Source organism: Microbispora sp. GKU 823, assembly GCF_002027145.1.
Classification (GTDB): Bacteria; Actinomycetota; Actinomycetes; order Streptosporangiales; family Streptosporangiaceae; genus Microbispora; species Microbispora siamensis.
On sequence record NZ_MWJN01000037.1, the window covers coordinates 21363 to 34341 of the forward strand.

Here is a 12979-nt window from a genome sequence, read left to right on the forward strand (position 1 = left end):
TCCGGACACTGGTAGACATATGCACGTGATTCGCGTACTCCTTGCCGAGGACCAGCACGTCATCAGGAGCGCCCTCGCCGCCCTGCTCGGGCTGGAGGAGGACCTGGAAGTCGTCGCGACCGTGGAGTCCGGGGAGGCCGCCCTGTCCGCCGCCCTGGTGCACCGCCCCGACGTCGCCGTCCTCGACATCGACATGCCCGGCAGGCTGGACGGCCTGGCCGCCGCGGCCGAGCTCCGCACCCGCCTGCCCGCCTGCCGCGCCCTCATGCTGACCGCGTACGGCAAGCCGGGGCACCTGCGCCGTGCCCTCGGCTCGGGTGTCGCCGGATTCGTGCTCAAGACGGCGCCGCCGGACGAACTGGTGGCCGCCATCCGCAAGGTCGCGGCAGGCGAGCGCGTGCTCGACCCCTCGCTCGCGGTCACCGCGTGGGACCTGGCGGACAACCCGCTCACCCCCCGTGAGGCGGACGTGCTCCGCCTGGCCGCCTCCGGCGCGGACGCCGCGGACATCGCCGCGCGGCTCCACCTGGCCGCGGGCACCGTGCGCAACTACCTCACCGGGATCGTCACCAAGCTCAACGCCCGTAACCGGACCGACGCCGTACGCATCGCCACCGAGGCCGGCTGGATCTAGGGCCGGCTGGATCTAACGCGCGGGCACCGGCGCGGGGTGCGGCACGCAGGCGTCCAGCGTGAACAGGTCGCCGTCGACGTGTGAGGTCAGCCGGCCGTCCAGGGCGGCGAGGCGGGTGGTCAGGTTGCCGATGCCGGACGACCCCCGCCGCGTCTTTCCCGCACTCACCCCGTCGTTGCGCACCCGCAGCCGCAACCCGCTCTCGTCGGCGCGCATCGTGATCGCGCAGTGGCGGGCCTCGCTGTGCCTGAGCACGTTCGTCACGGCCTCCCTGAGCACGGTGCCCAGCACGGTCTCGACCTCGGCGGGCAGGTTCAGCTCGATCGGCTCCACGGTCACCCGGATCCCCGCGGCCGACAGCACCGTGCGCGCCGACTCCACCTCGGCCGTCAGGGACAGCTCCCGCTGCTCGCCCGACACCGAGCGCAGGTCCGCCCGCGCGCCCTCCGCCATGGCCACGATCTCCTCGATCCGCTCCCGTGGGCACTTCAGGCGGCGGGCCAGCTCACAGGTGAGAAGGATCGCGGCCAGGGAGTGCCCGAGCAGGTCGTGCAGGTCGCGGGCGGCACGCAGGCGCTCCTCGACGATCGCGGAGCGGGCCAGGCTCTCCCGCGCGGCCTGGAGTTCCTTCACGATCTGGGCCAGGCGCAGCAGGGCGTAGACCACCAGCCCGGTGACGAGCGCGCTGATCGTGCTGTTCGCGAGGACGGGAGCGGGCAGGCCGAAAAGCATCCCGGCCCCGGCGACGGTCGCCAGGATCGCCACCACCATCGGCCACGCGGCCCGCCACGGGAACGCGAGCAGGACCGGCCCGGCGAGGAAGCCCGCCACTCCGAGCCAGACGGGTCCGAAGACCGGGACGGGCGCGTACGTGAGCACCGCCATCACCCCCAGCGCCGCCATGTGACGCCCGTTGACGGAGCGGAGCTGCATGACGACGATCACGGCGAGGCACGCCGCGGCCGGGGCCACGAGAGCGCCGGGGAGCTGGAGCAGCGCCTTGACGCTGAAGCCCACGAGGACGGCCGCGAGCACCGTGACGGACACCGCGTACGACGCCTCGTGGGCGAGCTTCGGCAGAGGCCATCGCCGCCTTCGGTCCGCCGGGGATCGCGGAGCGCGGGCGTCGCCGGTGCCCGTCTCTCCGGGCCGGGTGAAGTGCCCCGTCTCGGTGGAAGGGCCGCGGGGCAGCGTCGCCTCCACCACGAAGCGTCCGGTGGGCGACAGACCGGTGGTGAGGGTGCCGCCCGCCTCCTCCAGCCGGAGGCCGTCGAAGTCCGGGGCCTCGGCCGTGCGGTGGCCGTCGTCGACGACCCGCAGCCGCACCGTACTTCCCCGCTTGTCTCGCTGCTCGCTCGTCTCGGTGCTTCCCCGCTCGTCTCCCTGCTCGCTCGTTTCGATGACGCACAGCCGGGCGGTGCCCCGCCGTACGACGTCGGTGACGGCCTCGCGCAGCACGCTCGCCAGCAGCGCCCCGCCGGGGCCGAGCGGCTCGGTGTGACCGCCGCGCACCTCGACGGCGATCCCTGCGGCGTCGAGCATCGCCCGCGCCGTGACCAGCTCCGGCGCAAGGGAGGTGGCGCGGTAGTTCGCGGAGGCGGCGCGGGCGTCGGTCAGCGCCGCACGCGCGGTCGCGGTCACCGAGGCCAGCACCTCGGCCGCGCCGTCCGGCTCCGCGAGCGCGCGGCGGCCACCCTCGACGATCACCTCCAGGCTCCGCCCGAGGCCGTCGTTCAGCTCGGCCGCCAGGCGCAGCCGCTCGGCGGCCACGGCCGCGGCGGCCAGCGAGAGCCGGGCGCCGTGCATCTCGCCCGCGCGCTCCACGAGCCGGGTGAGGCCGAAGACGACCAGCGAGACCAGCACCACGGTGATCGTCGCGTCGGCCGTCGCCCCGCCGCGGGCGGCGTCGATCAGCGCCGCGCTCACCACCACGAGCGGCGCGAGCACACGCGCCCGAGTCAGCAGCAGCGAACCGGCCAGGAAGCCCAGGATCCCGGTGGAGACGCCGCCGGCGACGCTCGCCGTGTAGACGAGGACGGCCTGCGCGGCGAGCAGCCACCACTTCCTGAGCTTCAACAGGTAGAGGACCTGCACGCCGAACACCGCCAGTGCGATCGGCGCACCCGCGACCACGTAGACGCTCGCGAGCGCGGCGAGCACAACGACGACGATCACTCGCGCCAGACGCACCCAGACCCCTTCGGATAACGATTACCAGCGTCGCGTGCGGCGCCTGCTCCCGGCCGCTCTACATGATCAGGAGGCGACGAAGGCGGCCACGACCAGGGCGACCGCGGCGGCGACGGCCGCCAGGGCGGACGGCGACCAGGTGACGCTGGTCTCGCCGGAGGAGTTCTCCCGGCGCGACCGGCTCATCTCGGTGAGCTGGTCGGCCACCCAGTCGGCGTGGGTACGGGCGCCGACGGCCTCGGCCGCCGCCCGCTCGGCCTTGTTCGCCGACTTGGCCGCCTTGGCGGCCGCCCGGCGGCCCTGACCCGCTCGCGGGCCGTTGCCTGGGGCGTCCAGCAGCGCACGGTGGTGTCCCCGGACTCGATCACGATGGCGTTGGTCACGGACACGTCGTCCACGCCGTTCCAGGGGACGTAGGCGTTCCTCAGCACGTTACGCACGCGGACGCCGCCCTCCTCGACGACGACGGCGGGCCGCAACGCCATCACGAAGACCAGCGCCGTGATGACGCCGAGCACCGCGCCCGCGATAAGCGCGCTGGGCATCCGACCGTGGGCCGTCAGGTCCCACACGTTCCAGGCGGCGAACAGCATCCAGAACCAGCCGAACAGCCAGGCCGCCTTCGACCGGAAGACCTGCGGCTTCATGCGCGCCACTTCATCTGCGCGTAGCCGGGCTTGATCACGCCGTTGATCAGCGCGAGCCGTTCGTCGAACGGGATGAAGGCCGACTTCATCGCGTTGACCGTGAACCACTGCAGGTCGTCCCAGTCATAGCCGAAGGCGTCCACCAGCTTCGCGAACTCCTGCGACACGCTCGTCCCGCTCATCAGCCGGTTGTCGGTGTTGACCGTCACCCGGAAGTACAGGCGGCGCAGCAGGCCGATCGGATGCTCGGCGATCGACGGGGCGGCACCGGTCTGCAGGTTCGAGGTCGGGCACATCTCCAGCGGGATCCGCTTGTCGCGGACGTACGCCGCCAGCCTGCCGAGCTTGGCCTCGCCGTCGTCCGACACCGTGATGTCGTCGATGATCCGCACCCCGTGGCCGAGCCGGTCGGCGCCGCACCACTGGATGGCCTGCCAGATCGACGGCAGCCCGAAGCCCTCCCCCGCGTGGATCGTGAAGTGGGCGTTCTCCCGCTGGAGGTACTCGAACGCGTCCAGGTGCCGGGTGGGCGGATAGCCGGCCTCGGCCCCGGCGATGTCGAACCCGACCACGCCGAGGTCCCGGTAGCGTACGGCGAGCTCGGCGATCTCCATCGAGCGGGCCTGGTGGCGCATGGCCGTCAGCAGGGTGCCCACCCGGATCCGCGGCCTGCCGTCCGGCCCGGCCGAGCCGAGCCGGAAGCCTTCGAGCACGGCCTCCACGACCTCGTCGAGCGACAGTCCCCGGGAGGTGTGCTGCTCCGGGGCGTACCGGACCTCGGCGTACATCACGCCGTCGTCCGCCAGGTCCTCGGCGCACTCCGCGGCCACCCTGACCAGCGCCTCGCGGGTCTGCATCACCCCGACGGTGTGCGAGAACGTCTCCAGGTAGCGCTCCAGCGAACCGGAGTCCGCGGCCTCCCTGAACCAGATCGCCAGCTCACCCGGATCATACGTCGGCAGCGTGTGGCCGCATTCGCGGGCGAGGTCGACGATCGTGCCGGTCCGCAGCCCGCCGTCGAGATGGTCGTGCAGGAGCACCTTGGGCGCCCTGCGAATCTCCTCCAGCGTGGGCAGCCTGGTCATGCACCCTCCTCGACCGCCGTCGTCCTTCCGGCAATCCTAAGCCTGGCGGCCCTACTCCTCGCGGTTGGCGGTGTCCGGGGAGAACGCGGGCAGGCACACGGCCACGTACTCCGCGCCCGACGGCCCGGAGCTGTAGCGGATCTTCTCGCCGGGCTCGCTGACGAACGCCTGGCCCGCCTCGACCACGGTCGTGCCGCCCGCGTGCTCCACGACGACCGACCCCTTGAGCACGAGCGTGTACTCGGCGAAGTCCGGGGTCTGCGCGGGCTCCTCCCAGCCGGGCGGGGCCACCATGTGCGCGATGGAGACCTGCTCGTCGCCGCTGTTGACGCGACCTACGTATTCCTCAATGACCTTGCCGCCCGGCACCGGGATGCGGGTGGGGCCCTCGATCCTCCTGACCATGCCGCCCAGTGTGTCAGTTGATCCGGAATCACGTCATATGTGCACATCCCGCACTACGCTTGAGCGGCTGCAGAGGCGGCAGAAGACCGCCGGGCCGGGAGCGCGACGTGAACCAGACACGACACGGGCCACGTCGCCGTAGGGACGAGGAGCCACGGTGAGAGACCTGCCGGGATTCGACGCCTTCACCGCCGACCAGGCCCAGCCGCTCGCCCGTACGGCCCTGGCGCTGACGGGCGACCCGAAGGCCGCCCGCGCGCTCGTGACGACCGCTCTCACGACCGTGGCGGCCCGCTGGAGCACCGTACGCTGGTCGTTTCCCGCCCACGCCGCCCGTGAGGCGCTGTACGCGGCCTACCTGAAGCGCCCGCGCGCCCGCGGAGCCGCGCGCGGGGACGGCCACCTCACTCCCGGTACGGACGCGGCGGCCCTCGCGGAGGCGCTGACCGGGCTGACGCCGCGGCGCCGCGCCCTGCTCGTGGCCTGCTTCCACGACGGGCACACCACCTGGCAGGCGGCCGGCCTGTGCCGCATGGACGCGCGGACGGCCAACACCGAGACCGTGCTCGCCGTCGCCGAACTGCGCAACCGCCTGCCCGCCTCGTTCGTCGCGGCGACATCGCCGGAGTCTCCGGCGGGGGCGTCGTCGGAGTCCACGGCGGGAACGGTCCCGGACGAGACCTCCTCCGGATCCGGCGCGGACGGGAGTTCCCCGGCCTCGGAGGGGTCCGTACCGGAGGGGATGCCTCCGGAGACGGCCCGGCGACGCGCGGCGCCTGACGACGATGACGCGGATACGGGTGGCGCCACGCGCGGCGCGCCGCCCGCCCCCTCGGTCACCTCATGGGCGTCGCCGTCCCATGCCTCCGGTCCCTCGCCGACCTCATGGGCGTCGCCGTCCCAGGCGTCCGGCCCCTCGTCCACCCCCTGGACCTCGCCATGGCAGCCGGGCCACGCCGCGGTGCCCGTGTCCTACGCCGCGCTCCCGGAGACCGCGCTCCCGGAGACCGCACTCACGGAGACCGCACTCACGGAGTCGGCGCTTCCGGAGACCGGGCCCGCGGAGGCCGCGTTCCCAGAAACCAGGCCTCTTGCGGCACCGTTCGCCCCGCCCGCCGCTCCCGCCTCTCCGCCGGGGAGCAGCGGTCCGGACCACCGGGGCGACGGCCCGTGGGAGGCGGCGCTGCGCAGGGAGCTGGCCGTCCTGTCCGCGGGGATGCCCGCGCTCGACCCCCGTCCCGCTCGCCGCCGAGGCCGCGCGGGCCGGCCGGCGGCACGGCACGCGACGCCGCGCCCTGGTCACCACCATGAGCGTCACGCTCCACCGCCCTGGTCGTCGTACCCCTCGCCTTCGGCGCGGCGGGCCTGCTCGGGCGCTCCGGGCAGAGCGCGGACGGCGCCTCCCCCGGCGTGCTCGACGAGAGCGCCGCGGCGCCCACGCTCCCGCCCGCCCTGCCGCCCCCGTACGCTTCGCCTACCGAGGGTTCTGCACGGCCGACGACTATGACGAGTTCGCCGAGGAGTTCGCCGACAACGGCTGCGCCCAGTGGCGGGTGGTGGCGACCACGGGCGAGCAGTGGCGCGTGGCGGACGTGTCCCCCGCCCTCAGCGACGGCTGGCATCCTCTCCTCGCGATCAGCCTGGACGGCAACCGCTTGGTCTACCTCAGCGCGGCGTCGTCCGACTTCGTCCTCATCGACCGGCGCGACACCACCACGAGGAGGACCGACATGGTCCCGCTCGGCGAGGAGGTGTCACCGGAGGACACCCACCTCGTCATCTCCCCCAGCGGACGGTGGATGGCCGCCGACTTCGGCCCGGCCGCCGAAGCACTCCATCCGCGGGTGCAGAACCTCACCAGCTATCGGGTCAGGGCGCTGCCGCGGCGGATGCGGGTCCTCGCCGTCTCGGACGACGGCACGGTGACAGGCACGGCCACGTGGGACAGCGACGCGGTTCCCGGCCGGCTCACCACCACCGTTCTGCTGCGCGTGCGGCCGGACGGGCGCACGCTGAGCCGTACGCCGATCGACTCGGCGCTGTTCGAGGCCGGCGCCGCGGTCTCCCCGGACGGACGCGCCGTCGCCGTGGCGGCCGAGCGCGCCCACCCGGCCGAGGACGACCACGGCCTGCTGGTCACGCTCGACTCCGCCACCGGCCGGGTGCTCACCCGCCGCGAGGCGGCCCTCCCCGAGGACGCGCACCTCATCGCCGTACGCGGCTGGGCGAGCGAGCACGAGGTGATCGTGGAGGCGGAGCGGATCCGCGACGATGACGACGAGGAATACTCGGTCCACGCGGTCGACGTGCGCACCGGGGCGGCCCGGCCGATCTCTCTGGACGAGGCGGGCGGGGTGCCCGCCCTCTGGGTCCCCGGCACGCTGCGCTGACCCGGACCTGCTGGCCCCGACCTGCCGACCCGGACGGCGGAAAGGGCGCCCCGGCGACCGGGACGCCCCCTCTGCCGACGACGGCAGGGAACCGGCGGACGGGTCAGACCGCCTCCAGCACCGGCTCCTCCCGTGCCTCGGCCGGCTGTCGCCTGAACCGGAGCCCGGTGAGGGCGACGGCCAGGCCGACAAGGGCGAACCCGGCCGAGACCACGATCGCGGCGCGGAAGCGGGCGATCGGGTCGCCGCCGTCCGCCCCCGAGGTCAGGACGGCGGTGACGATCGCCAGCACCACGGCTCCGCCGACCTGGCCGGAGGTGTTCAGCAGGCCCGAGGCGAGTCCCTGCTCCTCGTCATCGACCCCGGCGGTCGCCTGGATGTTGAGCGAGGGGAACGACAGCGCGAACGCGATGCCCAGCAGGACCATGCCCGGCAGCACCATCGTGAGCAGGCTGGGGTGGAGGTCCACCCGCAGGAACACCGCGTACCCCGCGAGCAGCGCCACCGAGCCCACCACGATCAGCCGCGCGGTGCCGAAGCGGTCGGCGAACCCGCCCATCTTGGTCGAACTGATCGCGACCAGCAGCCCGCACGGCAGGAACGCGAGGGCGGTCTCCAGGGCGCTCCAGCCCAGCAGGTTCTGGAAGTACTGCATCGCCACGAACTGGAAGCCGACGTACGAGCCGAACAGGATGACCAGGCCGAAGTTGGCCCGGGCGAGCGGCGCGGAGCGCAGGATGCCGAGCCGGACCAGCGGGTGCCGCACCCGGCGCTCCAGCCAGACGAACAGGCCGATCAGGGCGGCGGCCCCGGCGAGCGACACCACGGTGCGCGCCACGCTCACCTTGGGCGCCTCCACCACGGCGAAGACCAGGAGCAGCATGGCCGCGGTGATGGTCGCGGCGCCGAGAAGGTCCTGACCGCCCTCGCCGCGCTCCTCGCCCCGCTGGAGCAGCCGCGTCCCGGCCACCAGAGCGGTGATCGCGACGGGCACCGGCATGAGGAACGTCCAGCGCCATCCGATCTCGGTGAGCACGCCGGACAGGACCAGTCCGAGCGAGAACCCGCTGGCGCCGCAGGCGGTGAAGATGCTCAGGGCCCGGTTGCGGGCGGGGCCCTCGGCGAAGGTCGTGGTGATGATGGACAAGGCGGCGGGCGCGGTGAACGCGGCGCTGACGCCCTTCACGAAACGGGCCGCGATCAGCAGCGTCCCGTCGTTCATCAGCCCGCCGAGCAGCGAGGCGACCGCGAAGACGGCCAGGGCGGTCAGGAAGACCCGGCGGCGGCCGAGCAGGTCGCGGTCCGGCCCCCGAGCAGCAGCAGACCGCCGTACCCCAGCACGTAGCCGCTCACCACCCACTGCAGCGAGGAGGTGGACATCCCGAGATCGGCCTGGATGGACGGGAGCGCCACCCCGACCATCGACACGTCAAGGGCGTCGAGGAACACGACGGCGCAGAGGACGGTGAGGGCACCCCACAGGCGGGCCCCCCAGCGCTCGTCCTGAGTGGAGGAAGTCATGTCACGGGAACTTACATGCACATGCATTCAATGCACAAGCAATTAATGCGTTTGCATCTAATGCGTGCGCATGGTATGGTCGCGCCCAGAAAGGCGGCTCGCATGAACGACACCGACACCGGCTTCGTGGTCATGGCCTGGCGCGAACTGCTCGCCCGACACGCGGAGGTGTCGTGCGCGCTGGAGCGGGAGCTGAGCGACAAGCACGGGCTCGGCGTGAGCGAGTTCGAGGTGCTGGAGCGCCTCGTGGAGGGCCAGTCCCTCTGCACGGAGCCGGATACGGTCAAGTTCCGCGTGCAGGAGCTCGCCGGCCAGGTCCACCTGAGCCAGAGCGCGCTGTCGCGCCTCATCGCCCGGCTGGAACGTGAGGGACTGGTCGCCCGCGCGCTGTGCGAGGCGGACCGGCGCGGGGTGTTCGTGCACGTCACCGAGGAGGGCCGGCGACGGCACGCGGAGGCGACCCCCACCCATCGGGCCGTCCTGTCCGCGCACCTGTTCCCCCACCTCGTGAACGCCGGCTACGCGCCGCCCGTATCGGACGAGGCGTCCCGCCCCGTCTGATCGGGAGTGCCTGCCACCACAGGTGAGCAGGCACGACGCGCTCTCTGCGCTGCCCGTGTCCCGTTGCCCGTGTCCCATCCGGACGGGACAATCGCATGCCGGAAGGGGACGGCGGGCTCATGCGAACCGGGACCGAGCTCGGTCATCGTTCTCGGTAGGCGGCGGATGGTCCGCCGGCCACCGAGGAGTGCCCGTCGTGAGCTCGTCCCCCACCCCGTACAGGCCATGTGGGCCTCAGCCGTGATCGCCCTGGCGGCGCCAGCCGCGATCGCACCTGCCAGCGTGCTCGTCTCCGCCACGGCCGCGTCGCCGGTCACCGGTCTCGACCTGGCCGGCGTCGGCGCCGCCGGGCTCGTGGGCGTCCTGGCCGCCGGGCTGTCCGGCAGTCTTCTCCCCCGCGTGTGGCGCGTGCTCCGGCACCGGACACAGAGGATGCCGTACGGCGGCGCGGGCGATCCCCGGCTCCTCGCCGAAGAGCTCGTTGACCGGCTGCGCCAGGCGGGGCCGGTCGAGGCGCTGGCGTCCGTGGTCGCCGCCCTCCATGACGGCCTGGGCGTCACCGGCGTGGCCGTGGAGGTCACCGACGGGCTGCCCGGCCCTCTGGAGTGCGGCGACGTCGGCGCCGATCCCCGGCGGATCCCTCTCGTCTGGCACGGCGAGCTGGTGGGCAGCCTCCTCATCGGTTCGCGGGGACCGCGCCGGTTCTCTCTCGCGCACGACCGCGTGCTGGCCGCGCTCGCGCCCTACGCCGCCGACGCGGCGCACGCGGTGCGGGTGTCCGCCGACCTGCGGCGCTCGCGGGAGCGCGTACTCGCCGCGCGGGAGGAGGAACGCCGGCGGATCCGCCGCGACCTGCACGACGGCCTCGGCCAGACGCTGAGCACCATGGCCATGACGATCAACATGGCCAGGGTCATGCTGAAGGACTCGGCACCGGCCGCCGACACCCTGCTCGCCGACCTGCGCACGGGGATGGACGCCGTCGCGGGAGACATCCGCAGGCTCGTGTACGGCCTGTGTCCCCCGGCACTGGACGACCTCGGCCTGGAGGGGGCGATCCGGGGACTCGCCGGGGAGGGACCACCCGCGATCCGGGTCACGGTGTCGGGCGACCTGGCCGGTCTGCCGCCCGCCGTGGAGACGGCCGTCTACCGCATCGTGCAGGAGGCGCTCACCAACGTCCGCAGGCACGCCCGCGCCGGCGCGGCGGAGGTCGAGGTGACGCGGACCGGCACGTTGCGGGTCCGGATCAGCGACGACGGCGCCGGGCTGCCCCCGGCGGCACGTGCCGGAGTCGGGACGGCCTCCATGCGCGAGCGTGCGGCCGAACTCGGCGGCACCTGCGCGCTCACCTCCAGGCCCGGCGGCGGAACCGTGGTCGAGGCCCTGATCCCGCTGCCGGTCGGCGCCCGGCGCCCCGTCTGATCATCGTGGGTCAGACGGTCACGAGAGGCACGCCGTCCGCGTCCACCAGCACGCCGTTCTGGGCCACCCTCGCGCCCGCCTCCGTGAGCCGCGAGGCCGCCTCCTCCGGGTCCTGGACGGCGATGGCGATGTGCCGGAAACCCCGCCGGCACGGGTCGGGGGTCCACGGGCTCGCGGTCGTCGGGGCGGTGAACGTGAACACCTCCAGGACCGCGTCCCCGGCCAGCAGGTACGTGATCAGAAAGCCTCGCGCGTCCTGGTCCTGCGCTATCTGGCCGATGACCTCGTAGCCGAGCGTGTCCCGGTAGAAGGCCAGCGCGGCGTCGAGGCCGGCGGACGTGACCGCCACGTGGTCGAAGACCGGCGGCGCCGTACGCGGCCTGCTCAGGGCGGCCAGCCGTTCCCGCTCGGCCAGTTCAGGCGAGGCGACCCGGTGATACCGGAGGTGGTTGTCGGTGATCTCCAGGTGGGTGCCGTCCGGGTCCTGGAAGAACGCGATGCGCACGCCGCCGACCGCGTCGAGCGGCGGCAGCGTGAAGGGCACCCCCGCGTCGCGGACGCGCTCGGCCCGCAGATCGACGTCGCCGACCTTGAAGCCGATGTGCCGGATGCCGCGCTGGAGGTCGTCGTTCACCCAGCCGCCGAGATCGCCATCGCCCGTCTCGACCAGCTTGAGCAACACGGACCCCGCCGATAGCCATGCGACGCCCGCGCTTTCCGCCGGCCCCTCGGCGGGGGTGAGATCCAGCAGATCGCGGTAGAAGTCGAGCGAGCGGGCCAGGTCGGCGACGCCGATCTCGACATGCCGGATGCCCCGCTGATCGGACATGACTCTCCCCTCTGCGCGTCCGGCCGGTCCGGCTCGGCAGGACCACCCTGGCACACCGCCCTCGTACGGCTGATCACGCCGCTCTCCCGGCAGGCGTGGAGGAGCCGACCTCCGTGGCCGCGTCGGCCCGGAGGCCGGACGCCAGCGCGAGGGTGACCGCGACGGAGGCCACCGCCATCACGCCCATGGCGGCAGCGGCCGAGGTGAACTGGGCCACCGCCCCCGCGATCGCCGCGCCGACCCCCTGCATGGTGAGCACGCCGGACGACTGCAGCCCGAGCGCCTGCCCGCTCATCTCCTCCGGGGTGACGGCCATGAGGCGTTCCTGGAGCAGCAGGCTGGCCGAATATCCGGCCGAGGCGAGCACGACGGCGGCGACCGCGACCGGCAGTGACGGGTGGAGGAGGAAGACCAGGTACGGCACGGCGAGCAGCAGCCGCAGCGGAGCGCTCAGCCGCTCACGCCACCACCTGGGGACGAACCGTCCCATCAGCGTGTCCCCGGTGAGCATCCCGGCGGCGGCGCAGGCGAACAGCAGCCCGGCGTGCCGGGAGTCGTAGGCGACGTACAGCGACTCGCAGCCGACGATCAGGCCGTTCGGCACCCACAGAGCCAGATAGAGGCGGCGGCGCGCCCCTGACGACCAGAGCGCGCGGTTGATCCGCCAGGTCTCCGCGGGCGAGGGCCGTCCCTGCGCGCGGGGCGGGCGGGCGGTGAGCCCCCACCGGGCGACGGCCGCGGCGGCGAGGTACAGCCCCGCCCCGGCGAGCAGGGTGCCGCGCGGGGACAACACGCTCACGAGCACGCCTCCGGTGACGAAGCCGATGATCTGCTGCACGCCGACCGACATGCTGAGCACCGAGCGGCCGAGCAGATAACCGTCCCTGGGCAGGATCTCGTTGAGCAGCCCGAACCGGACTCCGCCGCCGAGGGAGGCGGCGAGCCCCATGCCGAGGACCACGGCGAACACGGCCCACAGCGGCAGCCCGGGCACGGCGAGCGCGGCCGTGCCGGCGCAGTGGACCAACGCGAGCGCCGTCATCGCGGCACGCGGAGGCAGCCGGTCGGCGGCCGACAGCAGCACCGTCGCCCCGAGCACCTGCGCGAAGGACGCGCCGAACATGCTCAGGGCCGACAGCAGCGGCGACCGCGTCGCCCCGTACACCAGCGTGCCGAGCGCCAGGCCGCTCACGGTCGACGCCGCCACCTGGGCGGACGCGACGGCGAACAAGGGCGTGAATTCGGGGGTGCGGAACAGTTCCCGATATGTGCGCATGACGGGAGCCTCGATC

14 protein-coding genes are annotated in these 12979 nt (G+C 73.4%); 5 read left to right on the forward strand and 9 right to left on the reverse strand.

The genetic code is table 11. From position 1 onward, the window contains the following. Window positions 1-25 precede the first annotated feature (25 nt). The gene (locus B1L11_RS20475; RefSeq protein WP_204051687.1) at window positions 26-634 is read left to right on the forward strand and encodes a DNA-binding response regulator; all 609 of its coding nucleotides are present in this window, start codon (window positions 26-28) and stop codon (window positions 632-634) included. Window positions 635-646: 12 nt separating this feature from the next. On the opposite strand, the gene B1L11_RS20480 is transcribed toward B1L11_RS20475, so the two are convergent. The 5 genes from B1L11_RS20480 to B1L11_RS20495 form a co-directional block, all read right to left on the reverse strand. Then, a complete protein-coding gene (locus tag B1L11_RS20480; protein WP_218671216.1) occupies window positions 647-2824 on the reverse strand; it encodes a histidine kinase in 2178 nt (725 codons plus the stop codon). Between the two features lie 66 nt (window positions 2825-2890). Next, on the reverse strand, window positions 2891-3031 hold the full coding sequence (locus B1L11_RS46990; RefSeq protein WP_179155245.1) for a hypothetical protein: 141 nt from the start codon (window positions 3029-3031) through the stop codon (window positions 2891-2893). Continuing rightward, complete coding sequence (locus B1L11_RS20485; protein ID WP_079315973.1) at window positions 3007-3471, reverse strand: PH domain-containing protein; 465 nt, start codon at window positions 3469-3471, stop codon at window positions 3007-3009. The genes B1L11_RS46990 and B1L11_RS20485 overlap by 25 nt, the downstream gene beginning before the upstream one ends. After that, window positions 3468-4556, reverse strand: coding sequence for an adenosine deaminase (locus tag B1L11_RS20490; protein ID WP_079315974.1), 1089 nt, complete (start codon window positions 4554-4556; stop codon window positions 3468-3470). The genes B1L11_RS20485 and B1L11_RS20490 overlap by 4 nt, the downstream gene beginning before the upstream one ends. A 51-nt stretch (window positions 4557-4607) precedes the next feature. Beyond that, the gene (locus tag B1L11_RS20495) at window positions 4608-4961 is read right to left on the reverse strand and encodes an AraC family ligand binding domain-containing protein (RefSeq protein ID WP_079315975.1); all 354 of its coding nucleotides are present in this window, start codon (window positions 4959-4961) and stop codon (window positions 4608-4610) included. Window positions 4962-5118: 157 nt separating this feature from the next. Here B1L11_RS20495 and B1L11_RS20500 point away from each other — a divergent pair, with 157 nt between their 5' ends. Together B1L11_RS20500 and B1L11_RS20505 are read left to right on the forward strand one after the other, a co-directional pair. Then, the gene (locus B1L11_RS20500) at window positions 5119-6468 is read left to right on the forward strand and encodes a hypothetical protein (RefSeq protein ID WP_079315976.1); all 1350 of its coding nucleotides are present in this window, start codon (window positions 5119-5121) and stop codon (window positions 6466-6468) included. A gap of 46 nt (window positions 6469-6514) precedes the next feature. Further along, window positions 6515-7351, forward strand: a complete 837-nt coding sequence (locus B1L11_RS20505) for a hypothetical protein (protein WP_079315977.1) — start codon at window positions 6515-6517, stop codon at window positions 7349-7351. A 103-nt stretch (window positions 7352-7454) separates the two neighbouring features. Here B1L11_RS20505 and B1L11_RS20510 read toward each other — a convergent pair whose 3' ends face one another. Together B1L11_RS20510 and B1L11_RS51470 are read right to left on the reverse strand one after the other, a co-directional pair. Continuing rightward, complete coding sequence (locus tag B1L11_RS20510) at window positions 7455-8711, reverse strand: MFS transporter (protein WP_256862739.1); 1257 nt, start codon at window positions 8709-8711, stop codon at window positions 7455-7457. Then, the gene (locus B1L11_RS51470; RefSeq protein WP_256862740.1) at window positions 8618-8872 is read right to left on the reverse strand and encodes an MFS transporter; all 255 of its coding nucleotides are present in this window, start codon (window positions 8870-8872) and stop codon (window positions 8618-8620) included. Before B1L11_RS51470 ends, B1L11_RS20510 begins: the two co-directional genes overlap by 94 nt. Window positions 8873-8974: 102 nt before the next feature. Between B1L11_RS51470 and B1L11_RS20515 the strand changes: the two genes are divergently transcribed. Continuing rightward, window positions 8975-9433 (forward strand): MarR family winged helix-turn-helix transcriptional regulator, encoded by a 459-nt coding sequence (locus B1L11_RS20515; RefSeq protein ID WP_079315978.1) that lies wholly within the window; start codon window positions 8975-8977, stop codon window positions 9431-9433. Window positions 9434-9658: 225 nt separating this feature from the next. After that, window positions 9659-10858, forward strand: a complete 1200-nt coding sequence (locus B1L11_RS20520; RefSeq protein ID WP_256862741.1) for a sensor histidine kinase — start codon at window positions 9659-9661, stop codon at window positions 10856-10858. A gap of 10 nt (window positions 10859-10868) precedes the next feature. On the opposite strand, the gene B1L11_RS20525 is transcribed toward B1L11_RS20520, so the two are convergent. Continuing rightward, a complete protein-coding gene (locus B1L11_RS20525; RefSeq protein ID WP_079315980.1) occupies window positions 10869-11687 on the reverse strand; it encodes a VOC family protein in 819 nt (272 codons plus the stop codon). A gap of 73 nt (window positions 11688-11760) precedes the next feature. Continuing rightward, window positions 11761-12963, reverse strand: a complete 1203-nt coding sequence (locus B1L11_RS20530; RefSeq protein WP_079316013.1) for a hypothetical protein — start codon at window positions 12961-12963, stop codon at window positions 11761-11763. Window positions 12964-12979: the final 16 nt, after the last annotated feature.